General features: G+C 60.4%; 24 protein-coding genes and 1 other RNA gene. 13 read left to right on the forward strand and 12 right to left on the reverse strand.

Features of this window, described 5'->3' with window-relative positions; translation table 11 throughout:
• The first annotated feature begins 38 nt into the window (after positions 1-38).
• The 5 genes from AB3G35_RS02065 (at position 39) to AB3G35_RS02085 (ending at position 5,093) form a co-directional block, all read left to right on the forward strand.
• The gene (locus AB3G35_RS02065) at positions 39-1,805 is read left to right on the forward strand and encodes a GspE/PulE family protein (protein WP_369782268.1); all 1,767 of its coding nucleotides are present in this window, start codon (positions 39-41) and stop codon (positions 1,803-1,805) included.
• A 99-nt stretch (positions 1,806-1,904) separates the two neighbouring features.
• Positions 1,905-2,825: an SPFH domain-containing protein gene (locus tag AB3G35_RS02070; protein ID WP_095027895.1), complete on the forward strand. Its 921-nt coding sequence runs from the start codon at positions 1,905-1,907 to the stop codon at positions 2,823-2,825.
• A 3-nt stretch (positions 2,826-2,828) separates the two neighbouring features.
• Positions 2,829-3,278 (forward strand): NfeD family protein, encoded by a 450-nt coding sequence (locus tag AB3G35_RS02075; RefSeq protein ID WP_016783045.1) that lies wholly within the window; start codon positions 2,829-2,831, stop codon positions 3,276-3,278.
• Positions 3,279-3,344: 66 nt separating this feature from the next.
• A complete protein-coding gene (locus AB3G35_RS02080; protein ID WP_016783044.1) occupies positions 3,345-3,659 on the forward strand; it encodes a DUF2388 domain-containing protein in 315 nt (104 codons plus the stop codon).
• 291 nt (positions 3,660-3,950) lie between these two features.
• A complete protein-coding gene (locus AB3G35_RS02085; RefSeq protein WP_095040622.1) occupies positions 3,951-5,093 on the forward strand; it encodes a DegT/DnrJ/EryC1/StrS aminotransferase family protein in 1,143 nt (380 codons plus the stop codon).
• Positions 5,094-5,202: 109 nt separating this feature from the next.
• On the opposite strand, the gene gcvH is transcribed toward AB3G35_RS02085, so the two are convergent.
• From gcvH to AB3G35_RS02125, 8 genes are all read right to left on the reverse strand, one after another.
• Complete coding sequence (gcvH, locus tag AB3G35_RS02090; protein WP_016783042.1) at positions 5,203-5,586, reverse strand: glycine cleavage system protein GcvH; 384 nt, start codon at positions 5,584-5,586, stop codon at positions 5,203-5,205.
• A gap of 62 nt (positions 5,587-5,648) precedes the next feature.
• The gene (gene gcvT, locus AB3G35_RS02095; RefSeq protein ID WP_086799384.1) at positions 5,649-6,731 is read right to left on the reverse strand and encodes a glycine cleavage system aminomethyltransferase GcvT; all 1,083 of its coding nucleotides are present in this window, start codon (positions 6,729-6,731) and stop codon (positions 5,649-5,651) included.
• Between the two features lie 154 nt (positions 6,732-6,885).
• Positions 6,886-8,502: an ABC transporter permease gene (locus tag AB3G35_RS02100; protein ID WP_369782269.1), complete on the reverse strand. Its 1,617-nt coding sequence runs from the start codon at positions 8,500-8,502 to the stop codon at positions 6,886-6,888.
• Between the two features lie 146 nt (positions 8,503-8,648).
• Positions 8,649-9,650, reverse strand: coding sequence for an extracellular solute-binding protein (locus tag AB3G35_RS02105; RefSeq protein WP_016783039.1), 1,002 nt, complete (start codon positions 9,648-9,650; stop codon positions 8,649-8,651).
• A gap of 255 nt (positions 9,651-9,905) precedes the next feature.
• Positions 9,906-11,123: a 2-octaprenyl-3-methyl-6-methoxy-1,4-benzoquinol hydroxylase gene (locus AB3G35_RS02110; RefSeq protein WP_169873202.1), complete on the reverse strand. Its 1,218-nt coding sequence runs from the start codon at positions 11,121-11,123 to the stop codon at positions 9,906-9,908.
• 86 nt (positions 11,124-11,209) lie between these two features.
• Complete coding sequence (ubiH, locus tag AB3G35_RS02115) at positions 11,210-12,397, reverse strand: 2-octaprenyl-6-methoxyphenyl hydroxylase (protein WP_369782270.1); 1,188 nt, start codon at positions 12,395-12,397, stop codon at positions 11,210-11,212.
• Entirely contained in the window at positions 12,394-13,716 is a 1,323-nt protein-coding gene (gene pepP / locus AB3G35_RS02120; RefSeq protein ID WP_106115549.1) for a Xaa-Pro aminopeptidase, read from the reverse strand. Before pepP ends, ubiH begins: the two co-directional genes overlap by 4 nt.
• A gap of 29 nt (positions 13,717-13,745) precedes the next feature.
• Positions 13,746-14,303: a YecA family protein gene (locus AB3G35_RS02125; RefSeq protein WP_016783035.1), complete on the reverse strand. Its 558-nt coding sequence runs from the start codon at positions 14,301-14,303 to the stop codon at positions 13,746-13,748.
• 122 nt (positions 14,304-14,425) lie between these two features.
• Here AB3G35_RS02125 and AB3G35_RS02130 point away from each other — a divergent pair, with 122 nt between their 5' ends.
• The 4 genes from AB3G35_RS02130 (at position 14,426) to AB3G35_RS02145 (ending at position 15,849) form a co-directional block, all read left to right on the forward strand.
• Positions 14,426-14,635 carry a TIGR02449 family protein gene (locus AB3G35_RS02130; RefSeq protein WP_016783034.1) on the forward strand — a complete coding sequence of 70 codons (210 nt, stop codon included), beginning with the start codon at positions 14,426-14,428 and terminating at the stop codon, positions 14,633-14,635.
• Positions 14,632-14,949, forward strand: coding sequence for a cell division protein ZapA (locus tag AB3G35_RS02135; protein ID WP_369782271.1), 318 nt, complete (start codon positions 14,632-14,634; stop codon positions 14,947-14,949). Before AB3G35_RS02130 ends, AB3G35_RS02135 begins: the two co-directional genes overlap by 4 nt.
• A 31-nt stretch (positions 14,950-14,980) precedes the next feature.
• A non-coding RNA gene (ssrS, locus tag AB3G35_RS02140) (6S RNA) lies at positions 14,981-15,158 on the forward strand.
• A gap of 85 nt (positions 15,159-15,243) precedes the next feature.
• On the forward strand, positions 15,244-15,849 hold the full coding sequence (locus AB3G35_RS02145) for a 5-formyltetrahydrofolate cyclo-ligase (RefSeq protein ID WP_029611674.1): 606 nt from the start codon (positions 15,244-15,246) through the stop codon (positions 15,847-15,849).
• 18 nt (positions 15,850-15,867) lie between these two features.
• On the opposite strand, the gene AB3G35_RS02150 is transcribed toward AB3G35_RS02145, so the two are convergent.
• A complete protein-coding gene (locus tag AB3G35_RS02150; RefSeq protein ID WP_016783031.1) occupies positions 15,868-16,017 on the reverse strand; it encodes a hypothetical protein in 150 nt (49 codons plus the stop codon).
• A 194-nt stretch (positions 16,018-16,211) separates the two neighbouring features.
• On the opposite strand from AB3G35_RS02150, the gene AB3G35_RS02155 reads away from it, so the two are divergent.
• The 4 genes from AB3G35_RS02155 to AB3G35_RS02170 all read left to right on the forward strand — a co-directional run bounded on the left by AB3G35_RS02155 (position 16,212) and on the right by AB3G35_RS02170 (position 21,719).
• Complete coding sequence (locus AB3G35_RS02155) at positions 16,212-16,661, forward strand: EVE domain-containing protein (RefSeq protein ID WP_016783030.1); 450 nt, start codon at positions 16,212-16,214, stop codon at positions 16,659-16,661.
• 245 nt (positions 16,662-16,906) lie between these two features.
• Complete coding sequence (locus tag AB3G35_RS02160) at positions 16,907-17,872, forward strand: HlyD family secretion protein (protein WP_016783029.1); 966 nt, start codon at positions 16,907-16,909, stop codon at positions 17,870-17,872.
• Positions 17,869-20,601 carry a ribosome-associated ATPase/putative transporter RbbA gene (rbbA, locus tag AB3G35_RS02165; RefSeq protein ID WP_016783028.1) on the forward strand — a complete coding sequence of 911 codons (2,733 nt, stop codon included), beginning with the start codon at positions 17,869-17,871 and terminating at the stop codon, positions 20,599-20,601. Before AB3G35_RS02160 ends, rbbA begins: the two co-directional genes overlap by 4 nt.
• Positions 20,601-21,719, forward strand: a complete 1,119-nt coding sequence (locus tag AB3G35_RS02170; protein ID WP_203304430.1) for an ABC transporter permease — start codon at positions 20,601-20,603, stop codon at positions 21,717-21,719. Before rbbA ends, AB3G35_RS02170 begins: the two co-directional genes overlap by 1 nt.
• A gap of 135 nt (positions 21,720-21,854) precedes the next feature.
• Here the strand turns inward: AB3G35_RS02170 and AB3G35_RS02175 are convergent, their stop codons facing one another.
• The 3 genes from AB3G35_RS02175 to AB3G35_RS02185 all read right to left on the reverse strand — a co-directional run bounded on the left by AB3G35_RS02175 (position 21,855) and on the right by AB3G35_RS02185 (position 23,499).
• Positions 21,855-22,259 carry a flagellar basal body-associated protein FliL gene (locus tag AB3G35_RS02175; protein WP_016783026.1) on the reverse strand — a complete coding sequence of 135 codons (405 nt, stop codon included), beginning with the start codon at positions 22,257-22,259 and terminating at the stop codon, positions 21,855-21,857.
• Between the two features lie 91 nt (positions 22,260-22,350).
• The gene (locus tag AB3G35_RS02180; RefSeq protein ID WP_369782272.1) at positions 22,351-22,677 is read right to left on the reverse strand and encodes a hypothetical protein; all 327 of its coding nucleotides are present in this window, start codon (positions 22,675-22,677) and stop codon (positions 22,351-22,353) included.
• Positions 22,678-22,833: 156 nt separating this feature from the next.
• Positions 22,834-23,499, reverse strand: coding sequence for a gamma-glutamylcyclotransferase (locus AB3G35_RS02185; protein ID WP_369782273.1), 666 nt, complete (start codon positions 23,497-23,499; stop codon positions 22,834-22,836).
• Positions 23,500-23,642 lie beyond the last annotated feature (143 nt).

A 23,642-nucleotide genomic window follows, 5' to 3' on the forward strand; every position in this document is an offset into this window, starting at 1 on the left:
ACAAGGATCTGTCTGCGCCGATGCCTCAAGGAGCCGTTATGCGCATCCCCCCCTCCCATGACCGCTGGCTGGACCTCGACACTCTGTTATCCGCGCTGCGGGCGCAAAACCGTATCTCGCAACGTTGCGCCGAGCAGGCCTTGCTGCGCAGTCATGAAGCACCCGCCGCCGCCCTGCACCCCTTGGTATTTCTTGCACAGCAACAATTTTGCGATGGCGGCCGGGACGGCAAGTTGCTCGACCTTGAAACCCTCACGGCCTGGCTTGCCAACCATGCCGGGCAACCCTACCTGCGCCTTGACCCGCTCAAGGTGGATGCCGCCACAGTGACCGGGGCAATGTCCCTGGCCTTTGCCCAACGGCATGGCATCATCGCGGTGGCGGCCGATGCCTCAGCCATCACAATTGCCAGTGCCCAGCCCTGGGTCAGCAGTTGGGAGGCCGACTTGCGTCAGTCGCTCAAGCGCCCGATCCGGCGGGTCATTGCCAACCCCCTGGAAATCCAGCGCCTGAGCGTGGAGTTTTTCCAGCTGGCCAAATCGGTCACAGGGGCTGCGCTCAACGACCAGAAAACCAGCCCCCTGGCCAATTTCGAACAGCTGCTGACCTTGGGCACAAGCGACCGGGAGCCGGACGCCAACGATGCCCACATCGTCAATATCGTCGACTGGCTGTTTCAGTACGCCTTTGAACAGCGCGCCAGCGATATCCACCTGGAGCCCCGCCGTGAAAAGGGTTGCGTGCGTTTTCGCATCGACGGCGTGCTGCATGATGTTTACCAGTTCCCGCCACAGGTCGCCGTGGCCGTGGTCAGTCGCCTCAAGAGCCTGGGCCGGATGAATGTCGCCGAAAAGCGCAAACCCCAGGACGGCCGGATAAAAACCCGTCTGCCGCAGGGTGCTGAGGTGGAGCTGCGACTCGCCACCCTGCCCACCGCCTTTGGCGAAAAAATGGTGATGCGCATTTTTGACCCGCAGGTGCTGCTCAAAAGCTTCGACCAACTGGGCCTCAGCCCCGAAGACATGCAACGCTGGCAGCAAATGACCACCCGTGCCAATGGCATTGTCCTGATCACCGGCCCCACCGGCTCAGGCAAGACCAGCACCCTGTATGCAACGCTCAAGCAACTGGCCACTCCCCAGGTCAACCTGTGTACCCTCGAAGACCCCATCGAAATGATAGAGCCGGCGTTTAACCAGATGCAGGTGCAATCCGGCATCGACCTGACATTCGCCAATGGCGTGCGGGCACTGCTGCGCCAGGACCCGGACATCATCATGCTCGGTGAAATACGCGATCTGGAGACTGCTGAAGTGGCCATTCAGGCCGCACTGACCGGCCACCTGGTGCTCTCGACCCTGCACACCAACGACGCCCCCAGCGCCATCAGCCGCCTGCTGGAACTCGGGGTCGCGCCCTATTTGATCAAAGCCACCTTATTGGGGGTGATGGCCCAGCGGCTGGTGCGCACCCTGTGCCCTGACTGCAAGGCCGCACAGCCGCTAAGCCCGGACGCCTGGTCGGGCTTTGCCCCGGGCTGGGCCCATGCAACCCCCATAACGGTGTACCGCCCCGTGGGCTGTACCCAGTGCCGGGCTAGCGGCTACCGCGGGCGCATCGGCGTGTGCGAAATCATGGTGTTGAGCGAGCAGCTCAAGGCACTGATTGGCCCGCAGACTGATCTGAGCGCCATTCGTCAGCTGGCAAGCGCTCAAGGCATGCTCAGCCTGAGGCTGGCAGCCGCTCACAAAGTCGCCTCTGCCGCGACCTCCCTGGAAGAAGCACTGCGAGTTACCCCCGCGTAGTTGAATTGTTTTGACTAAAATCTAATCAGCCTGGCAATTTTCTTGATCGTTACACTCGGCGTTCGTTTGTTTCTTACACCTCAAAAACAAGGAATGATCATGCAAGCGGGTACAGTGATCCTGTTATTTGTCGCCTTGGCTATCGCCGTGCTCTTCATGGGCTTCAAGGTGGTGCCGCAAGGGTATCAATGGACGGTGGAGCGCTTCGGGCGATACACCAACACCCTTAAACCGGGCCTGAACATCATCATCCCGGTGATGGACCGCATCGGGCGCAAGATCAACGTAATGGAAAGCGTGCTCGATATCCCGCCGCAAGAGGTAATTACCGCCGACAACGCCACGGTACAAATCGATGCCGTGTGTTTCTTCCAGGTGGTCAACACGGCGCAAGCCGCCTATGAGGTCAACAACCTCGAGCATGCCATTCGCAACCTGCTGCAAACCAATATCCGCACCGTGCTGGGCTCCATGGAGCTGGATGCCATGCTTAGCCAGCGTGATGGCATCAACGAAAAACTGCTGCGCACAGTCGATGAAGCAACGGCACCGTGGGGCATCAAGATCACCCGTATCGAGATCAAGGACATCAGCCCGCCAGCCGACCTGATGGCCGCCATGTCCGGGCAAATGAAAGCCGAACGTATCAAGCGTGCGCAAATTCTTGAGGCAGAAGGGCTGAGGGCCGCAGCCATCCTGACCGCCGAAGGCAAAAAACAGGCGCAGATCCTCGAAGCCGAAGGCGGTCGCCAGGCGGCGTTCCTCGAATCCGAAGCCCGCGAACGCCAGGCCGAAGCCGAAGCCCGGGCCACACAAGTGGTGTCAGAAGCCATTGCCTCAGGCAACGTGCAGGCGATCAATTATTTTGTGGCGCAAAAATACATCGATGCGTTGGGTAAGCTGGCTTCTGCCAATAACAGCAAGGTCATCCTCATGCCGCTGGAGGCCAGCCAGGTCATCGGCGCAGTGGGTGGCATCAGCGAAATCGTCAAAGCCACTTTTGACAGCAAAAAGGCCTGACGCATGTGGGAGTTCCTGCAACACCTGAACTACTGGGACTGGCTGGCGCTGGGCACGGTACTGCTGATTCTTGAGGTCCTCGGTGCCGGTGGCTACCTGCTGTGGACAGGTATTGCCGGCATCATCGTTGCAGCATTGACCTTCCTGTTCCCCGCACTCTCCTGGACCCTGCAACTACCGCTGTTTGGCGTGCTGGCGATTCTTACAGCGGTGTTCTGGTGGAAGCGTCAGCGCAGCAATGTCGACAGTGGCGACCAGCCAAACCTCAACCGTCGCGGCCATGAACTGATCGGCCGCACGTTTATTGTGCAACAGGCAATTGTCGAAGGTCGGGGCAAAATCAAGGTCGGTGACAGCGTGTGGATGGCCGTAGGGCCGGACGCTGCCGTGGGGACCACCGTGCGCGTGACAGAGCAAAACGGGACGGTGCTGAGCGTAGAAATTGTGCCTTGAGGTTACGGAACTCCGGGGGGCTAAATACAATCCAATCCGATAGCTAATCTATTCGGAGTCACCGCCATGCGTCTCAAATATGCTGTAGCCGCTATTGCCTTGTTGTCCCTTCCTGTTGGCTCTGCGATGGCCGACAGCTTCTGGCGCAATGTGTTGTCATCCGGTGCCACTACCGGGTCCACCTACCTGACGTTCAAAAAAGACCGCAAAGTCATTGCCGCTCAAGATGACGCGGGCAGCTTCGTAGCCAGCAACGGTTCGATCCGTGGCCCGTACCTGGAGTCGGCCATGCAGCAAGTGCGCGCTGACAACCCGAACCTGAAAGTCAGCGACATGGATCTTGCCAACGCGATCCTGGCTAAAAACGCTTCAGCGGAGTAATTATCTCCATCTGTAGCAGCTGCCGAAGGCTGCGTCCGGCTGCGAAGCAGTCGTAAAAGCTGTTCCCACGGTGTGTCTGACACAGTGCGATCGCAGACTTTACGACTGCTTCGCAGCCGGACGCAGCCTTCGTCCCTCGGCAGCTGCTACGCAATACACACCGGGGCCCTTGCGGTTCAGCTGCCATACAGAATTTTCACCAGAGGTGAGCGATCCTGCGGGTATGATCTTGAGCGCTATGCTAGTGCTCTACGATTACCCCATTTCACTCACATCGGACGTCCTGCCTCTATGAGCTCGCTGCCTTTCCTGCCGTTTTCCAAACCCACCATTGATGAAGCCACCATTGCTGCCGTGGGCGACGTGTTGCGCTCGGGCTGGATCACCAGCGGGCCCAAGGTTCAGGCATTCGAAGCGCAATTGTCCGAGTACTTTGGCGGGCGCCCGGTGCGCACCTTCAACTCCGGCACCTGCACCATGGAAATCGCTCTGCGCATCGCCGGTATCGGTGCTGGCGATGAAGTGATCACCACGCCGATTTCGTGGGTGGCTACCGCCAACGTGATTATCGAAGTCGGTGCCACGCCAGTCTTTGCCGATATCGACCCGGTGACCCGCAACATCGACCTGGCCAAACTTGAGGCCGCCATTACCCCACGCACCAAGGCCATTATTCCGGTGTACCTGTCGGGCTTGCCGGTGGATATGGACGCGCTCTACGCGATTGCCAAAAAACATAACCTGCGCGTGGTTGAAGATGCGGCTCAAGCCCTGGGTTCCAGCTGGCAAGGTGAGCGCATTGGCGCACGCGGCGATTTCGTGTCTTTCAGCTTTCAGGCCAACAAGAACATCACCTCATCCGAAGGGGGTTGCCTGGTACTGAACAACGAAGAAGAAGCACGACTGGCCGAGAAATATCGCCTGCAAGGCGTGACCCGTACCGGTTTCGACGGGCTAGATGTCGATGTGCTGGGTGGCAAGTTCAATATGACCGACATTGCCGCTGCGATTGGTCTGGGCCAGTTTGCCCATATCGAAACCATCACCGCCCATCGTCGGGCGCTGGCCAAGCATTACTTCGAATGCTTCGGGGCGGATTTCGAGGCTGAATACGGCGCGCAACTGCCGGTGGCGGACTTCAACAACACCAACTGGCACCTGTTCCAGCTTGTGCTGCCTGAGCGCAAGGACGGCCAGCCTGCACGCGCAACCTTTATGAAGGAAATGCAGGCACTGGGTGTCGGCATCGGCTATCACTACCCGCCGATTCACTTGCTGAGCCTGTATCGTGCGTTGGGCTTTAAGGAAGGGATGTTCCCGGTGGCCGAACGTGTCGGGCGCCTGATCGTGTCGTTGCCGATGTTTACAGCGATGACCAAGGCCGATGTAGAGCGTTCGGTGGCGGCAGTAAAAGCAGTCTTGAGCGCCGCATAAGGCGGCATGTGGGAGCGGGCTTGCTCGCGATACGGCTCACGCGGTCTGTCAGACAAACCGCAGTGATACCCTCGCGAGCAAGCCAGCTCCCACAATTATCAAGCCGATATTACTCGCCGATGGCAGCCTTGTAGCCAGCAGCGTCCAGCAGTTTTTCCAGTTCGGCGGTGTTGCTTGGCTTGAGCTTGAAGATCCAGCTGGCGTACGGTTCGCTGTTCAGCGACTCCGGGCTGTCAGCCAGGGCTTCGTTGACGGCAATCACTTCCCCCGATACCGGCGAGTAAATGTCAGACGCGGCTTTTACCGACTCCACAACGCCTGCGGTATCGCCTGCCGCAAACACTTTGCCGACTTCGGCCAGTTCAACGAATACCACATCCCCCAAGGCTTCCTGAGCGTGATCGCTGATGCCGACGGTAACCGTGCCATCCGCCTCCAGGCGTGCCCACTCGTGACTTTCAGCAAAGCGCAACTCGGCAGGGATCAGGCTCATATTCAGTGTCCTCAAGAAGAAATGTCAGCGGCGCACACTCAGTGCACGCCCGCCAGTAAACGTTAGATCAAGGCTTTGCCAAGACGTACAAAAGTCGGTTTGACTACGCGAACCGGGTACCACTTGCCACGAATTTCGACCTCGGCACGGTCAGCCGTTGCCATCGGAACTCGCGCCAGAGCGATCGATTTGCTTAGCGTAGGAGAGAAACTACCACTGGTGATCTCCCCTTCGCCAACATTGGCGATGCGAACCACCTGGTGAGCGCGCAAAACACCACGTTCTTCAAGCACCAAACCCACCAGTTTGAGCTGCACGCCACCGGCCATTTCGGCTTCCAGCGCTTCGCGGCCCACGAACTTGCGCGAGGCAGGCTCCCAGGCAATGGTCCAGGCCATATTGGCGCAAAGAGGGGAAACAGACAGGTGAATATCCTGCCCGTAGAGGTTCATGCCGGCTTCCAGACGCAGGGTGTCGCGGGCGCCCAGGCCGATAGGTGAAATACCGGCACCCACCAGATCGTTGAAAAAAGCCGGGGCCTGATCGGCAGGGAGCACGATTTCAAGGCCGTCTTCGCCGGTGTAGCCGGTGCGGGCAATAAACCAGTCACCGCAGCTCTGCCCTTCAAAGGGCTTGAGCTGCTGGATCAACTGGCCACGGGCCTGGCTCACCAGCTCGGCGACTTTATGCCGCGCCTGTGGCCCTTGAATGGCCAGCAGGGCCAACTCCGGGCGCTCCTGCAATTGCACGTCATAACCGCGGGACTGCGCCTGCATCCAGGCCAGATCCTGATCGCGGGTGGCGGCATTGACGATTAGCCGGTAACCGTCGGGCATCAGGTAGACAATCATGTCGTCGACCACGCCGCCCTGCTCGTTGAGCATGGCGCTGTACAAGGCGCGGCCGGGGGTGTTCAGGCGTTCGACATCATTGGCCAGCAAATGCTGCAGCCATTGCTTGGCCTGTAGCCCGGCGATGTCGATCACGGTCATATGCGAGACATCAAAAACCCCACAGTCGCGACGCACCTCATGGTGTTCCTCAACCTGCGAGCCGTAATGCAAGGGCATATCCCAACCGCCAAAATCGACCATTTTCGCGCCCAGGGCGAGATGCAGGTCATACAGAGGCGTACGCTGTCCCATGGGTTTCTCCTTCCGGGCTTGGCGAAGGTGCGGACAGGCTGCGGAGCATTTCAAGCCAAAAAAAGTGGCTTTCTTACATCACGCAGAAACCTGGCCTGACAGACAGACCGCACCGAATGCCGCGCATTGTAGCCGCATGCAGGAGGACTGGCACCTAACCGATGCGATGGGCCGAGCGTCGGATCAAACCGATGACCGGTAACAAACCCACCAGCACCAGGGTCAAGGCAGGCAGCGAAGCCCGCGCCCATTCGCCCTCGCTGGTCATCTCGAAGATGCGCACGGCCAGCGTATCCCAGCCAAACGGGCGCATCAGCAAGGTCGCCGGCATCTCCTTGAGCACATCGACAAACACCAGCAGCGCAGCGCTCAAGGTGCCTGGCAGCAGCAACGGCAGATACACTTTGAAAAACAGTCGCGGACCACTGACGCCCAAACTGCGAGCAGCTTCCGGCAAGGAAGGACGAATACGCGCCAGGCTGTTTTCCAGCGGGCCGTAGGCAACGGCAATAAACCGCACCAGATATGCCAGCAGCAGGGCCGACAGGCTGCCCAGCAACAAAGGCTTGCCCGCGCCACCCAGCCAGCCTGATACCGGGATAACCAGTTCGCGATCCAGATAACTGAACGCCAGCATGATCGACACCGCCAGCACCGAGCCCGGCAAGGCATAACCCAGGTTCGCCAGGCTGACCCCGGCACGGATGGCCGGGGTGGGTGCCTGCCGTCGGGCAAAGACCAGCACCAGCGCCACGCTGACGGTAATCAGCGCTGCCATCGCGCCCAGATACAAAGTGTGCAGGATCAAGCCGGTGTAACGCTCATCCAGATCAAAGCGCCCGCGCTGCCAGAACCACACCACCAGTTGCAGCATCGGGATCACGAATGCACAGGCAAATACCAGCAGGCACCAGCCGCTGGCCAGCCACGCCTTTGGCCCGCGCAGATGATACAGGGCGCTGACCCGCGGCCGTTCGTTGCCGGCCCGGCTGGCCCCGCGAGCGCGGCGCTCGCCATAGAGCACCACCATGACCACCAGCAACAGCAGGCTGGCCAGTTGCGCCGCCGTCGACAGGCTGAAAAAGCCGTACCAGGTTTTGTAGATGGCGGTGGTGAAGGTGTCGAAATTGAACACCGACACGGCGCCAAAATCGGCCAGGGTTTCCATCAATGCCAGTGCCACGCCTGCGCCAATCGCCGGGCGCGCCATCGGCAACGCGACACGCCAGAACGCCTGCCACGGGCTTTGCCCCAGCACCCGCGCCGCTTCCATCAGGCCTTTGCCCTGGGCCAGAAACGCCGTGCGCGCCAGCAGGTAGACGTAGGGATAGAACACCAGGATCAGCACGATGATCACCCCCCCCGTGGAGCGCACCCGGGGCAGCCGCAGGCCCATGCCGAACCATTCACGCAGCAGGGTCTGGACAGGCCCGGCGAAATCCAGCAAGCCGACAAACACGAACGCCAGCACATAGGCGGGGATCGCAAACGGCAGCATCAGCGCCCAGTCCAGCCAGCGCCTGCCGGGGAACTCACACAGGCTGGTCAACCAGGCCAGGCTGACGCCCAGCAGCGTGACGCCGATGCCCACACCCACGATCAGGGTCAGGGTGTTGCCCAGCAGGCGCGGCATCTGCGTGTCCCACAAGTGGCTCCAGATCTGGGTATCAATGCTTTGCCAGGACAGCAGCAGCACGCTCAGCGGCAGCAGCACCAGGGCAGCAATGACAAAAACCAGCGGGTACCAGCGACGTTGGGCAGGATGGGCCACGAAAAACTCTCGGAGGTGGATGGGACAATGCGAAAACAAATGTGGGAGCGGGCTTGCTCGCGATACAAACGCCGCGGTTTCCAATAAAACCCCGGCAATGCTATCGCGAGCAAGCCCGCTCCCACAGGTATTACTTCATGGTTCGATCAATTCCAGCCGGCACGATCCATCATGCGAATGGCTTCGGCTTGGCGCTTGCCTGCCACTTCGACCGGCATTGCGTCGGCCTTGAAGCTGCCCCAGCTGGCGACTTCAGCCGAGGGTGCAACGCTCGGGTTGGCCGGAAATTCCTGGTTCACGCCTGCAAAAATCGATTGGGCTTCAGGGGTGGTCATCCACTCCACCAGAGCCTTGGCCGCTTCAGGGTGCGGCGCGTACTTGGTCAGGCCAATGCCCGACAGGTTGACGTGAACGCCACGGTCCGCCTGGTTGGGCCAGAACAGTTTAACTGCCAGATCCGGCTTCTGCTTGTGCAGGCGGCCGTAGTAGTAGGTGTTGACGATGCCCACGTCGCACTGCCCGGCGTTGATTGCTTCAAGCACGGCGATGTCATCCGAGAACACGTCGGTGGACAGGTTGTTGACCCAGCCTTTGAGGATTTCTTCGGTTTTTTCCGGGCCGTTCACTTCGATCATGGTGGCGGTCAGCGACTGGTTGTACACCTTCTTGGCGGTGCGCAGGCACAGGCGGCCTTCCCAGTTCTTGTCGGCCAACGCCTCGTAGGTCGACAGTTCTTCAGGTTTAACCCGGTCGGTCGAATAGGCGATGGTTCGTGCACGCAGGCTCAGACCCGTCCATTCATGGCTGGAGGAGCGGTATTGCGGCGGGATGTTCTTGTCGATCACCTCGGAAGTGAACGGCTGCAGGATGCCCATTTGCTCGGCTTGCCACAGGTTACCGGCGTCCACGGTCAGCAACAGGTCGGCGGTGGCGTTCTGGCCTTCTGCCTTGATGCGCTGCATCAGCGGCGCTTCCTTGTCGGTGATGAACTTGATCTTGACCCCGGTTTTGGCGGTGTATGCGTCAAATACCGGCTTGATCAGCTCGTCGATACGCGAAGAGTAAACCACCACTTCATCGGCGGCAGAAACGCTGCTCGCAAATACGGTAAGGGCCAGGGCAGTCAGTAGACGCTTGGGTGCCAACATGGAGGGCGGTCTCTCTTGATGCGAATCGGGCGTAAATGGTAGTGAATCACATTTCCCATCTCAACCTAACTCGAAGCGGAGCCGTTACCAGATGTTGCTAAGTACTCGTAGCAGCTGCCGCAGGCTGCGTTCGGCGGCGAAGCCGTCGCAAGCGCGAAGTCTGCGGTGTGTCAGGCTCACGGTGAACACTGACTCTACGACGGCTTCGCCGCCGAACGCAGCCTCCGGCAGCTGCTACAAGATCAAAGGCATCAATCAGGGTTTGGCCAGCGGCGGCAGGTCGCCACTCAGGCCCAGTGCCTGGCGCACAAACAAGGCCTTGGCCTCGGGCATTTTATTCACCCATTTCAAACCGGTATTACGCAGCAACCGGGCAGTCAGTGAGTCCGCCTGGAACAACCGCTCAAAGCCTTCCATCGCCGCCATCAACGCCAGGTTATGCGGCATGCGCCGACGTTCGAACCGGCTCAGCACACGCACATCAGCCAAACGCTCGCCACGGTCAACCGCGTGCAGCAGCACATGCGCCAGCACCGCCGCATCCAGGAAGCCCAGGTTCACGCCCTGCCCGGCCAGCGGGTGAATGGTGTGCGCCGCATCTCCGATCAACGCCAGGCCTTCGGCCACATAACGTTTGGCATGACGCTGACGCAGTGGCACGCATACCCGTGGATCGGCACTCAACACGCTGCCCAGACGGCCTTCAAAAGCCAGCTCCAGCTCGCGGCAGAACGCTGCGTCGTCCAGCGTCATCAGGTATTGGGCTTGTTCGGGGGTGGTCGACCAGACAATCGAGCACCAGTCCTGCTGACCGTCACGTTCCAGCGGCAAAAACGCCAGCGGACCGTGATCGGTAAAACGCTGCCAGGCCGTATGCTGGTGCGGCTCGGCGCACCGCACGCTGGTGACGATGGCGTGGTGCTGGTAATCCCACTCGCGGGTCTCACAGCCGGTCAGGCGGCGCACAGCCGAGTTCGCCCCATCGGCAGCAATCACCAGCGGCGCCCTCAAGGTGCGGCCATCGGCAAGGGTCAGCAGCCAGTCGTCGCCAGAGCGGCGCATCTGCTCCATGCGCGCATTGGCCAGCATCTCGATAGAGCTGCCCTGCAGGCACTCCAGCAGGGCGTCCTGGACCACACGGTTTTCGACGATATGGCCCAGCACCTCGGCATGCACGCTGGCCGCCGAAAAGTGGATCTGCCCGGTGCCGCTGCCATCCCACACGTGCATGTGCGAATACGGGCTGGCGCGGCGGCGGGTGATGCCGTCCCAGGCGCCAAGGCGCTGCAAGATGCGCTGGCTGGCGGCCGACAGGGCACTGACCCGGGGTTCGAAGGGCGCTTCGGCGGCAAAGGGCTTGACGCTCAGCGGGCCGCCGTCGAGCAGCAGGATTTTCAGCCCGCTGTCCTTGAGCGCCAGCGCCAGTGCGCTTCCGACCATTCCGGCCCCAACAATCAGCAGATCTGCGCGCATTTCCATGCTTTAAGCCTGTCTCGCTAGCGGCGTACGCCGCACCTGAAAAAATGGATCGACACGGGGCGCGTTCGCCCCGCTCGTCATCAACTGTCTGCGCGGGTGCCCAGGCCCATCGCCTGGCGGGCAAACCAGCGTTTGGCCGGGGGCAGCAGATCGAGGCCGAGCAAGCCCAGGTTTCGACCAAACGAAACCAGCGGTTGCTCACTGCCAAACACCCGCGTCACTTTGTCCGAGAACCCGATGGTCAGTTGCTGGTCGAGTTGTTGCGCCTGTTGATAACTCAACAGGGTCGCGAAATCACCCGGGTTCTTGTCACTGGCCAACAAAGCGTCGGCCAGTGCCTGGGCATCACGCAGGGAAAGGTTGAAGCCCTGCCCCGCAATCGGATGCAGGCTATGGGCGGCATTGCCCAGCACCGCCAGATGCGGGCGTACCTGCTCTTGCGCTTCAACCAGGGTCAGGGGGTACAGATGCCGCGCACCCACTTGTTTGAGAGTGCCCAGACGATAGCCGAAAACGCCCTGCAACTCGCTGAGAAAGCTGCGTTCGTCCAGGGCCGCCAGACGCTGCGCGTCCATCCCCAAACGAGTCCACACCAGCGCGCAGCGGTTGTCAGGCAACGGCAGCAAGGCCATCGGGCCTTCGTCGGTGAAACGTTCAAATGCCATGCCGGCGTGGGGCTGGCTCGGGGTGATATTGGCAATCAGCGCGCTCTGGTTGTACGGCTGCTGGCGCACATGGATGCCCAGCTTCTCGCGCAAGCCCGACCGCCCGCCATCGGCCAGGACGGCAAGGTCGCAGTCCAGGGTGGTTTCGTCGTTAAGGGTCAGGCGATAGCCGTCTTCCAGCGGTTGCATGTGGATAACTTCAGCCGGGCAACGCCAGCTGATCACGTCCGGGTCCAGGCTTTTCCACAGGCACTGGCCCAGCCAGGCGTTTTCGACCACATAACCCAGCGCTGGCACGCCTTCTTCACTGGCCGACAGCCGCGCCGTCGAGAAGCGCCCGCGGTCTGACACATGAATGTCCTTGATCGGCTCGCCGCGCTCGGCAATCGACTGCCACAGGCCCAGGCGCTCGTAGATGATCCGCGCGCCATAGCTGAGCGCCGAGGAACGGGCATCGTAGCTGGGCTGGTAGCTGTTGCCGGGTGCGAACGGCTCGATCAGCACGATCTTCCAGCCACGGGCCTTGGCCCCGGCCTGCAACGCCAGCGCCAGGCTCGCGCCTACCAGGCCGCCACCGATAATGGCCAGATTGACGCGACTCATGCCGCGCCCGCCATCAACGCTTCGATCTCGGCGACGGTTTTAGGCACATCGCCAGTCAGGATTTCACAGCCGTGTTTGGTGACCACCACGTCGTCCTCGATGCGCACGCCAATGCCGCGCCATTTTTTCGCAACGTTGAGGTTGCCCGGGCTGATATAGATGCCCGGCTCCACGGTCAGGGTCATGCCCGCTTCCAGCACGCGCCACTCACCCTCGACCTTGTATTCACCCACGTCATGCACATCGAGCCCCAGCCAGTGGCCAGCGCGGTGCATATAAAACGGTTTATAGGCTTCGCTGGCGATCAGTTCGTCAACGTCGCCCTGCAACAGCCCCAGCGCCACCAGTCCGGCGGTAATCACCTGCACCGTGGCTTCGTGGGCCTGGTTCCAGTGCTTGTCGGGGCCGATCTCGGCAAATGCCGCTTCCTGCGCCGCCAGCACCAGCTCGTAGATGGCTTTCTGCTCCGGCGAGAACCGGCCGTTAACCGGGAACGTGCGGCTGATATCGCTGGCGTAGCAGTCGATCTCGCAGCCGGCATCGATCAATACCAGGTCGCCGCTTTTGAGCTGCGCGTCGTTCTCCTGGTAATGCAGGATGCAGCTGTTATCGCCAGAGGCGACGATCGAGCCATAGGCTGGCATTTTTGCCCCGCTTTTACGAAATTCGTAATCCAGCTCGGCCTCCAGGCTGTACTCATGCAAACCGGCACGGCTGGCCTGCATGGCACGCACATGGGCGCGAGCCGAGATTTGCGCCGCATGGCGCATGACCTTGAGTTCTGCCGCCGATTTATACAGGCGCATGTCGTGCAGCAGATGATCCAGAGCAACGAATTCGTTGGGTGGCTGGGCGCCGAGGTTGGCCTTGGAGCGAATCGCGTTGATCCAGTCCATCAAATTGCGATCGAATTCGGGATTGCCGCCCATCGCCGAATACACCCGGCTGCGGCCTTCAATCAGCCCCGGCAGGATGTCGTCGATATCGGTGATCGGGAACGCGTCGTCGGCGCCAAAGTCGCGGATCGCGCCCTCTTGCCCGGCCCGCTTGCCGTCCCACAATTCGCGCTCGGCATTGCGCTCGCGGCAAAACAGCACGTACTCGCCATGAACCCGGCCCGGGATCAGGACAATCACGGCCGCAGGCTCGGGAAAGCCGCTCAGGTACTGGAAATTGCTGTCCTGGCGGTAAACATGTTCGACATCGCGATTGCGAATGGCCACCGCCGCTGCGGGGAGGATCGCAATGCTGTTGGGCTCCATCTGCGCCATGAGTGCCTTGCGGCGACGTGCGTATTCCGATTTCGGGATATGGATCATGGGCAGACGGTTTCCCTCTTGTCGTTCAATCAGTGCAGCGAAGGCTTGGCGGGCGCGGCTTCAGCGGTTTTTTTGGTTTCGGTGAACAGCAACAGCGGCGCGACGCGCAGGTATTCCATCACTTCCATGTAGTCGCTTTCGCCGTCTTCGGATTCTTCCAGGGCATCTTGCACCTGGGCGATGGCCGCCAGGTCGCGCAGCACTTCATTGGCTTCGTCGCTCAACGAATAGGCGCGGCGGGTCAGGCCGAAACCGGACAGGAACCCCTGGCACCACTGGCCCAGGGCAGCGGCACGCTCAGTCAATGGCGCGTCATCGGTGGGCAGCAACAGCACCACGGTCATGTCGTCGCTGGTCAGTTCACCCTTGACCATCTCTTGCAATCCGATCAAGGCATTGCGTACGTTGTCTTGTGGCTCGCCTGCCAGCAGTTCGGCGGCTTCGACCAGCCAGGCGTCAGCATCGAAACCGGAACCGGCACAGCTGCGACCCAGCAGGTGGCCATGCAGTTCGGCAGGCGAGACGGAGTGGCCGTTGGCGGCCAGCAGGGTTACAAAGGCTTGATACGGGGAATTCTGAATAGGCATGGTCAGCTAGGCGCCAAGCGGCGCTATGTCTAGAATGGAGGGCTTGTATCCTAGCATCGGCAGACGTGCCAGACCATCGAGGCGTCAGTCCCCATCCATCAGAAAATTCACAGTAGGACACAATGGAAGACACCGACCTGCATGCACTGATGGCCAGACTCGAGCTGCTGATTGCCCGGGTTGAGCAACTTAACCGGCAAAACGCACTCTTAATTGCTCAGGAAAAGACTTGGCGCGAGGAACGCGCGCACCTCATTGAAAAAAACGAAATCGCCCGGAACAAGGTGGAATCGATGATTTCGCGCCTCAAAGCCCTGGAGCAAGACTCATGAGTTCAAGCAATAGCGTCACCGTGCACATCCTCGACAAAGAGTATTCGATCATGTGCCCCCAGGAAGAACGCAGCAACCTGGTGAGCGCCGCCCGCTACCTGGACGGCAAAATGCGTGAAATCCGCAGCAGTGGCAAAGTCATTGGCGCCGACCGTATCGCCGTGATGGCCGCGCTGAATATCACCCACGATCTGTTGCACAAACAGGAAGTCGCCGAAGTTCAAACCAGCAGTTCCACCCGCGAACAGGTGCGCGACCTGCTGGATCGCGTTGACCTGGTGTTGGCCACTGATCCGAACGAACGCCAAAGCTGATTCAAGACGTTACTTTGGGGTATACTCGCGCCACTCCCTGGAGTATTCGCCAGTTAGCGATGTCCCTGAGCCGATTCGCACTACCCTGGAGCTTGCACGTTGGGCCGGTGTGCATGTCCGCTAGACGGAAAGCCTTAAGGTCTACTGCAACTTCCACCTTGAACTTTCGGGTTCAAGGGCCAAGCCGACAGCGGTACGTCGGGGAGCCTGATTTCCGAGCGCAATGCCAGCAACCCGCTGGCATTGGCTTGCACGAGCCACCACCCGGTGCCTCGATCCTGAACAGCACGCCATATGAACGAACCTGCGACGCCTACCCGCCCGCAACTTCGCCGAATGCTGCGCAAAGCCCGCCGCGACCTGTCGCCCTGCGAGCAACGCCAGGCCGCCCGTGGCCTGTACCGGCAACTGGCGCAACACCCGCTGTTTCGCCGCGCCAAACACATCGCCCTGTACCTGCCCACTGACGGTGAAATCGATCCGCGCCTGCTGCTGCGTGAAGCCCAGCGCCGGGGCAAGATCACCTACCTGCCGGTGCTCAGTGCGTGGCCGAAAACCAAAATGGTGTTTCAACGCATTGCCCCCGGCGAAACGCTTCGCCCCAACCGTTTTCGCATTCTCGAACCCCACATCAACCGCGCACGCCAGCGCAAGGTCTGGGCACTGGACCTGGTGCTGCTGCCGCTGGTGGGGTTTGATGCTACGGGTGGGCGACTGGGCATGGGCGGCGGCTTTTATGACCGCAGCCTGGCGTATCAGGCCAGACGCCAATGCTGGCGCAAGCCGACGCTGGTAGGGCTGGCCCACGAATGTCAAAAGGTCGAGAGCCTGGCCCAGGCCAGTTGGGATGTCCCTTTACAGGGCACGGTCTCGGACAGGCAGTGGTACATCGCCCACTGACAGGCCATCCATCAAGGTTTAGCGTTTGAAAGGTTGTACTTGCTGTTGCGCCAGTTCAATCGGCGCGTCGCTCGAATTCGACCACAAACTTTGCGCATAGCCCGTTGTAACCACACCCAAACCGAACAAAATAACCAGCATCCACAGTAAATCCGGTTTGCGTTTCATCGATTGCCCTCCTTAAGGCAAATCAACACGATGACAGCGACGGTTTTTGTTATAGGCCGTGCAGCAGCGTCAAGCTTAAAAGGCGGGCATTTTGCGGCAACACGAAGACACACGCAAACGCTGGCGTCAACCGACTGTCGGTTTAGTTAAATATAGTCGGGCAAATTAACCACAGCATGTTTCTGGAGTAAAAAATGGCCTATTGGTTGATGAAATCCGAGCCTGACGAGTTCTCGATCAAGGATTTGCAAAAGCTCGGTGAAGCGCGCTGGGATGGCGTGCGTAACTATCAGGCGCGCAATTTCATGCGCGCCATGGCGGTGGGTGACCTGTTCTTTTTTTACCATTCCAGCTGCCCCGAACCGGGTATTGCCGGAGTGGGCCGAATCGTTGAAGCCGCTTACCCCGACCCGACCGCACTGGACCCAGAAAGCCATTACTTCGACCCCAAGGCCAGTGCGGAAAAAAACCCGTGGAGTGCGCTGCAGGTGGCCCATGAGCAGACGTTCTCCAGGGTGATCAAGCTCGACTACCTCAAGCAGCAAACTGCCCTGGCCGAAATGCCGCTGGTGCAAAAAGGCAGCCGCCTCTCGGTGATGCCCGTGACCGATGAGCAATGGGCCGTGGTGATGGGGTTGCTGTAGAGCGAATCGCTGTGGGAGCGGGCTTGGTGTGGGAGCGGGCTTGCTCGCGATGGGATCGCTGTGGTTCACATGTCAGACATCACCGCCTGAATCGCGAGCAAGCCCGCTCCCACAACACTCCCGCTCTCACCTGACAAGCAGCATCCGCTTTTAGCGTCTACGCTCTGGACTTCCTTTGACTGGCATCAAGTCGCAACCGCCTTGAAACCGTCAAACTAGAGCGCTCTGTGACACAGGATGTCGGCATGTCTAGCAACCACCGTATTTCCCATTATTTCGTTATCCCTTTGGCTGTCTTGCTGATTGCAGCAGGCGGGTTCGGTTATTGGAAATCCCAGCACGACCGCCTCCCTGAAGGCATCAGCATGGGCAACGGTCGGCTCGAAGCCACGGAAGTACAAATCGCAGCCAAAATACCCGGACGCCTGGCCGAAGTACTGGTCGATGAAGGTGACCGCGTCACCCAGGGCCAATTGCTGGCCCGCATGGACACCCGCACCCTGGAGGCCAGCCGCGCGCAAGCCGAAGCCGAAGTGCTGCGCGCCCGCCAGACCCTGGCTGCCAACGAAGCTAACGTGCAACTGCGCCAGAGCGAGAAGCTGCTGGCCAGCCAGGAACTCACGCGTTTTCGCCAACTGGCCAAGCGCGGTTTTGCCAGCGGCCAGCAACTGGACCAGCAACAAGCCCGATACGACACCAGTAACGCCGCAGTCGTCGCCGCCCAGGCCCAGGTCGCCGCCGCCAAGGCCGCGATCGGCTCATCCCAGGCCCAGGTCGCACAGCTGACCAGCGAAATTGACGACAGCAGCCTGCGCGCGCCCATCAACGGCGTGATCCAGTTGCGCCTGGCCGAGCCCGGTGAAGTCCTCGGTTCGGGCGGGCGGGTATTTATGATGATCGACCCCAGCGATCAGTACATGAACCTGTACATGCCCGCTTCGGTGGTCGGCAAATTGACCGTAGGCTCTGAAGCCCGCATCGTGCTCGACGCCCTGCCCGACCGGGCACTACCGGCCAAAGTCACCTTTGTCGCGGCCAAATCCCAGTTCACCCCCAAAGAAGTTGAAACCCGCGACGAGCGGCAAAAGCTGGTGTTCCGGGTAAAACTGCGCCTCACCGACCCGGGCGCCGTACCACAGGCCAAACCGGGCATGCCGGGCGCCGGTTATGTACGAACCGCCGATGTACCGTGGCCGGCTAATCTGCAATGAGCGATCTGGCGCTAAACGCCAGTGGCATCAGCCACAGGTACGGTAACCAGCAGGCACTGCTGGACATCACGTTCAGCCTGCCCAAGGGCACGCGCTGCGGGCTTATCGGGCCTGATGGCGCGGGCAAGTCGAGCCTGCTGGGGCTGATTGCCGGGGTCAAGAAGCTCCAGGAGGGTACTCTTGAGGTGCTCGGCGGCCCGATTGATAACCGCCGGCATCGCAACACCCTGTACCCGCTGATTGCGTTTATGCCCCAAGGCCTGGGCGGCAACCTTTACCCGGAACTGTCGATCAGCGAAAACATCCGCTTTTTCGGCACCTTGTTTGGCCTGTCGAAAGACGACTGCGAACAACGCATGGCCGAACTGCTCAAGGCCACCGACCTTGAGCGGTTTGCCGAGCGCCCGGCGGGCAAGCTGTCAGGTGGCATGAAGCAAAAACTCGGGCTGTGCTGCGCGTTGATTCACGAGCCCGACCTGCTGATCCTCGACGAACCGACCACAGGTGTTGACCCGCTGTCACGTCGACGCTTCTGGGAACTGGTGGAGGATGTGCGCAGCCAGCGCCCGCAACTGACGCTGCTGGTGGCGACGGCCTATATGGAAGAGGCCGAGCAGTTCGAACACTGCCTGATGCTGGATCGCGGCAAATTGATTGCCACCGGCCTGAGCCAGGAACTGGCGGCGGTCACCACCACCGGCAAGCTCGACGAGGCCTTCACCCACTATCAGGGCGACAGCGGCCACAGCAGCGAGCCACTGGTGATTCCGCCGCGCACCAGCGACAACAGCGATATCGCCATTGAGGCCCACGACCTGACGCTCAGGTTCGGCGATTTTACCGCGGTGAACAAAGTCAGCTTTGCCATTGGCCGGGGCGAGATTTTCGGTTTTCTGGGCTCCAACGGCTGCGGCAAAACCACCACCATGAAAGTCCTCACCGGGCTGATGCCCGCCACCGAAGGCAGCGCCAAACTGCTCGGCAACCCGGTAAATGCCAAGGACCTGGCCACGCGCAAGCGCGTGGGTTTCATGTCGCAGAGCTTTTCGTTGTACGGCGAGTTGAGCGTGCGGCAAAACCTGGTGCTGCACGCGCAACTGTTCGATTTGCCCAAGGCCGAAAGCGAGCCGCGCATCGAAGAGTTGATCGAGCGCTTCGATCTCGGTGACGTGGCCACACAACAGTCCGGCGAATTGCCCCTGGGCCTGCGCCAGCGCCTGTCGCTGGCGGTGGCCGTGCTGCATCGCCCCGAAGTGCTGATCCTCGACGAGCCCACTTCGGGCGTCGACCCGGCCGCCCGCGATGACTTCTGGCGCCTGCTGATCGAGCTGTCCCGCGAGCAGGGGGTGACCATCTTCCTGTCCACCCACTTTATGAACGAAGCCCAGCGCTGCGACCGTATTTCGTTGATGCACGCTGGCAAGGTGCTGGCCTGCGACACACCCGATGCGCTGCAGCAGCAATTCCACGGTGACACCCTGGAAGCAGCGTTTGTCACCTGCCTGGAGCAGGCCCAGAACGATCAGGACGCCAGCGCGGCCTCTGCGCCGGAGCCCGTCGCCACGCCTGCAGTCAATACGCCGCCACCGGTCAGCAAAAGGGGTTTCAGCCTGACCCGGCTGATTGCCGTGGCCAGTCGCGAATCCAAGGAGTTACTGCGCGACAAGGTACGCATGGCCTTTGCCTTGCTGGGCGCGTTGTTCATGATGGTGATTTTCGGCTACGGCATTTCCCTGGACGTGGAAAACCTCGCCTTCGCGGTCTACGACCAGGACCAGAGCCCGCAAAGCCGCGCCTATCTCGAGGCATTCCGCGGTTCCCGTTATTTCGAAGAGCACACGCCGATCCGCAGTGCGGATGAGTTGCACAAACGTCTGCAACGCTCGGAAATAAAAATTGCCTTGGAAATTCCTCCGGGGTTTGGCCGCGACTTGTATGCCGGGCGCCAGCCGACAGTTGCCGCATGGCTCGATGGTGGCATGCCGTTTCGCGCCGAAACCAGCCGCAGCTATGTGCAGGCCGTGCATCAGGCCAACTTGGAACAATTGGCCACTTTGAGCAGTCAGGCGCAAAACCGGCAAGCCGCAGTCAAGCTGGAAACCCGTTTTCGCTACAACCAGGATGTCATCAGCGTCAATGCCATCGGTCCCGGCGTCATGGCGCTGATCCTGGCGTTTATCCCGGCCATGCTGACCGCGCTGGGCATCGTGCGTGAAAAAGAACTGGGCTCCATCACCAACTTTTACGCCACACCGCTGACACGTCTCGAATTTCTGCTGGGCAAACAGGCGCCATACCTGGCGGTAAGCCTGGTCAACCTGGCGTTGCTGGTGGCCATGAACCGCTGGCTGTTTGGCGTACCGTTCAAGGGCAGCGGCTTGACCCTGGCGCTGGGCGGGCTGCTGTATGTGCTGTCGACCACCAGCATGGGCCTGCTGATTTCCGCCTTCACCCGCACCCAGATCGCTGCGATCCTGGGCACCATGATCATCACTAGCCTGCCGACCATCCAGTTTTCCGGGCTGCTGGTACCGCGCTCCTCGCTGGAAGGTGCGTCGGCGGTGATGGGCATGCTGTTCCCGGCCGGGCACTTCCTCGATATTGCAGTGGGCACCTTCACCAAAGCGCTCGACCTGCGCCAGTTGTGGCCGCAATGCCTGGCGCTGTTCGGCTTTTTTGTTGCGTTTACCGGGCTGAGCCTGATCATGCTCAAGAAGCAGGAGGTTTGATGCACAAGCTCTCGCACATCCTGCGCCTTGGCCTTAAAGAACTCACCAGCCTGCGTCATGACAGCGTGCTGCTGCTGTTCTTGCTCTATGCCTTTACGGTGGCGATCTATATGCCGGCGTCGAGCTCGATCATCGGTGTGCACAACGCCAGCGTTGCCATCATTGATGAAGACCACAGCCCCCTGTCACGCAAACTCGGCGAATCGCTGCTGCCCCCGGAGTTCAAAGCGCCACAAGCCTTGCCTTATGACCAGCTCGATCAGGCGATGGATAACGGCCAATACACCTTTGTGATCAATGTGCCAGCCAACTTCCAGGCCGACTTGTTGGCAGGTCGCCAACCCGGCCTGCAGGTCAACGTCGATGCCACCGCTATGAGCCAGGCGTTTATGGGGGCAGGCTATATCGGGCAGATTTTCCAGCGTGAACTGCTCAACTATGCGGGCCAGGGTGACGCGGCGGCAAAAAGCCCGGCACTGATTTCCAGCCGCGCGTTGTTCAACGCCAACCTGGAAGGCGGCTGGTTTTTGGCCGTAATCCAGATCGTCAATAACATCACCATTCTGGCCATTGTGCTGACAGGCACCGCGTTGCTGCGCGAACGCGAGCACGGCACGCTCGACCATTTGCTGGTGCTGCCACTGACGGCGCTGGAAATCATGCTGGCAAAAATCTGGAGCAACATGCTGGTGGTCGTGCTGTGCACCTGGGTGTCGCTGGAAGTCATCGTCAAATGGGCGCTGGGCGTGCCACTGGCGGGGTCGTTGACCCTGTTCTTGCTGGTCACCGCGCTGTACCTGTTTGCCAGTACCGCGCTGGGGATCTTCCTTGCGACCCTGGCGCGTTCAACACCGCAGTTCGGTTTGCTGGCCATCCCGGTGATCATTCCGATGCTCCTGCTCTCGGGCGGCAGCACGCCGCTGGACAGCATGCCCGTGTGGCTGCAATGGGTGATGCAGTGCTCGCCGTCGACCCATTTTGTGAGCCTGAGCGCGGCGATCCTGTTCCGCGGTGCGGGGGTGAGCGTGGTGTGGCCGGACTTGCTGGCCCTGGTAGGTATTGGCCTGGTGTTCTTCGCCATTGCCCTGGCGCGGTTTCGCAAGAGTCTGGCGTCGTAAGCCCGGGCACGGGCACGGGTTATGTGGGAGCGGGCTTGCTCGCGATGCAAGCGCCTCGATACGTCAGACAGGTCGAGGTGAAACTATCGCGAGCAAGCCCGCTCCCACACAAAAGCCAGGCCGGTATCTGCGTCTTTACTGAACAATCAAGTTGTTGAACAGCAGATCGTCCACCATCGGTTTGCCAGTTTCGGCAGTCATGACCTGCTGGATTTGTTTCAAGGCTTCCTGGCGCAGCTTCTCCTTGGCTTCAACACTGCCCAGGGTTTCACTGGTCTGCTGGGTAAACAGCCCCACCAGTTGATTACGGATCAAGGCGTCATTGGTTTTAACCGCCTTGGCCGCATCGGCCCCCGTCACACGCAAGGAAATATCAGCCTTGTACACCTTGAGCCGGGCGCTGCCGTCCAGGCCATAGTTACCTACAAATGGCGGGCTCAGGCTGATGTAGCTGACCTTGTCGCCGCCTTCCTGCGCCTCTTCCCCGACCGCCGCCATCGGCAAGGTCAAGGCCAGCATCAACATGATCCACGCTTTCACAATTCGCTCCTTTATTACAGTTTGGCGGGCAAGCATACCCGGGCCTTTCCACCTTTATCGGCCAATCCCGGCAAAGCCGTAGCCTGCTGACTCAACGATCCGTGGGTGCCAATAGCGTCTGGACACTCTCGGGCAACATCTCGATAAACTTGCGACTGGGCTTGCGCCGGCAGGCTTCAACCACCTTCACGGTGTCCCGCGCCAGTTCGTACAAGGCTGTTGCCAACAATTCGAGAGGATACTGCCCTGCCTCATATTCCTCGATCAGTCGATGGCGGGTTTGCCTGAACAAAGTCAGTTCAACCAGGGGCAAGTCGACGCCGCGACGTATATAACGGGTGATTTCCCGGTTCAACTTGAGACAGGTTGCGCTGCTGATATCGGGCGTAGGTGCCTGCGCCTGTGCAACGGATGCCATCAACATCACTACAAGACAGACCCGATAATTCATCGCCTTCCCCCCGCGCCGACAAGGGCGCAAAGGGCAAATATTATGGGTATGCCCCGCGATATCTCAGTTCACAGGCTCCGATCCTGTCGTGGGATGGCTCCGATTCAACGGCCAGCGCACTCTTTAAGTCGTCGGTTTGCAGGGCCCGCAACGCTTGAGCCGCGCCTCCAGGTTGCGATCCGGCATGGCGTGGCTGCGCAAAGCGCTCACGGTCTGTTCAACATAATCGCGAGTGGTGCCGTAGCGCCCGCTGGCGTTGGCCAGTACCTGGCTCAACACGCCATCTGGCAGGTTGCCCGCATAGCTGGGCAAATGCCGCTCCAGCACAAAACCCAGGGCTTGTACCTGGCTGCCATCTTCCAGTCGGCAGGTGAGCCAGTGCGGCCGATACGAGGGCACCGGCATCTCCCGCAGCCACAGGGCGTGCAGCGCAGCATCGAGGTTTTCTTCCGGCAAGCGGTAGGCAAAGCCACTGCACGAGCCGCCACGATCCAGGCCAAACACCAGCCCTGGCCATTGCGGCGTGCCACGATGCTCGTGGGACCACAGATACAGCCCGCGATGGTAGCCATGCACCCGTCCACGCACACGCTCAACCGCCGCGCATTCCGGGCGCCAGATCAATGAACCATAGGCAAATAGCCACACCGGCCCACCTTGATGGCGCGCCATAGTGCTGTGCAGGGAGGTGAGCAGTTGTTCCGGGGTCAACGGCGCCCCGAGATCGAGTCGCGGCGGATAATCCAGATTCAGGCAGACAGATTCACGCGTAGTCAGTGCAGGTGGCATTGGGTCCTACAGGCATTACATGTGGTAAACAAAATAACGACATGAATCTTATAGCACCCAATAGTCTATGGCCCGCACCGCAAGACGTATGGTTCGATGGCGAGATGATGCAATTGCGCTTAAACCCGCTTCGTTCAGGGAAT

It is taken from the genome of Pseudomonas sp. WC2401, assembly GCF_041200115.1.
Lineage (GTDB): Bacteria > Pseudomonadota > Gammaproteobacteria > Pseudomonadales > Pseudomonadaceae > Aquipseudomonas > Aquipseudomonas fragi.

Bases quoted from the DNA above. Each gene is read 5' to 3' on its own strand.
- AB3G35_RS02065 (WP_369782268.1), top strand. From the start codon at position 39: ATGCGCATCCCCCCCTCCCATGACCGCTGGCTGGACCTCGACACTCTG.
- AB3G35_RS02070 (WP_095027895.1), top strand. From the start codon at position 1,905: ATGCAAGCGGGTACAGTGATCCTGTTATTTGTCGCCTTGGCTATCGCC.
- AB3G35_RS02075 (WP_016783045.1), top strand. From the start codon at position 2,829: ATGTGGGAGTTCCTGCAACACCTGAACTACTGGGACTGGCTGGCGCTG.
- AB3G35_RS02080 (WP_016783044.1), top strand. From the start codon at position 3,345: ATGCGTCTCAAATATGCTGTAGCCGCTATTGCCTTGTTGTCCCTTCCT.
- AB3G35_RS02085 (WP_095040622.1), top strand. From the start codon at position 3,951: ATGAGCTCGCTGCCTTTCCTGCCGTTTTCCAAACCCACCATTGATGAA.
- gcvH (WP_016783042.1), bottom strand. From the start codon at position 5,586: ATGAGCCTGATCCCTGCCGAGTTGCGCTTTGCTGAAAGTCACGAGTGG.
- gcvT (WP_086799384.1), bottom strand. From the start codon at position 6,731: ATGGGACAGCGTACGCCTCTGTATGACCTGCATCTCGCCCTGGGCGCG.
- AB3G35_RS02105 (WP_016783039.1), bottom strand. From the start codon at position 9,650: ATGTTGGCACCCAAGCGTCTACTGACTGCCCTGGCCCTTACCGTATTT.
- AB3G35_RS02110 (WP_169873202.1), bottom strand. From the start codon at position 11,123: ATGCGCGCAGATCTGCTGATTGTTGGGGCCGGAATGGTCGGAAGCGCA.
- ubiH (WP_369782270.1), bottom strand. From the start codon at position 12,397: ATGAGTCGCGTCAATCTGGCCATTATCGGTGGCGGCCTGGTAGGCGCG.
- pepP (WP_106115549.1), bottom strand. From the start codon at position 13,716: ATGATCCATATCCCGAAATCGGAATACGCACGTCGCCGCAAGGCACTC.
- AB3G35_RS02125 (WP_016783035.1), bottom strand. From the start codon at position 14,303: ATGCCTATTCAGAATTCCCCGTATCAAGCCTTTGTAACCCTGCTGGCC.
- AB3G35_RS02130 (WP_016783034.1), top strand. From the start codon at position 14,426: ATGGAAGACACCGACCTGCATGCACTGATGGCCAGACTCGAGCTGCTG.
- AB3G35_RS02135 (WP_369782271.1), top strand. From the start codon at position 14,632: ATGAGTTCAAGCAATAGCGTCACCGTGCACATCCTCGACAAAGAGTAT.
- AB3G35_RS02145 (WP_029611674.1), top strand. From the start codon at position 15,244: ATGAACGAACCTGCGACGCCTACCCGCCCGCAACTTCGCCGAATGCTG.
- AB3G35_RS02150 (WP_016783031.1), bottom strand. From the start codon at position 16,017: ATGAAACGCAAACCGGATTTACTGTGGATGCTGGTTATTTTGTTCGGT.
- AB3G35_RS02155 (WP_016783030.1), top strand. From the start codon at position 16,212: ATGGCCTATTGGTTGATGAAATCCGAGCCTGACGAGTTCTCGATCAAG.
- AB3G35_RS02160 (WP_016783029.1), top strand. From the start codon at position 16,907: ATGTCTAGCAACCACCGTATTTCCCATTATTTCGTTATCCCTTTGGCT.
- rbbA (WP_016783028.1), top strand. From the start codon at position 17,869: ATGAGCGATCTGGCGCTAAACGCCAGTGGCATCAGCCACAGGTACGGT.
- AB3G35_RS02170 (WP_203304430.1), top strand. From the start codon at position 20,601: ATGCACAAGCTCTCGCACATCCTGCGCCTTGGCCTTAAAGAACTCACC.
- AB3G35_RS02180 (WP_369782272.1), bottom strand. From the start codon at position 22,677: ATGGCATCCGTTGCACAGGCGCAGGCACCTACGCCCGATATCAGCAGC.
- AB3G35_RS02185 (WP_369782273.1), bottom strand. From the start codon at position 23,499: ATGCCACCTGCACTGACTACGCGTGAATCTGTCTGCCTGAATCTGGAT.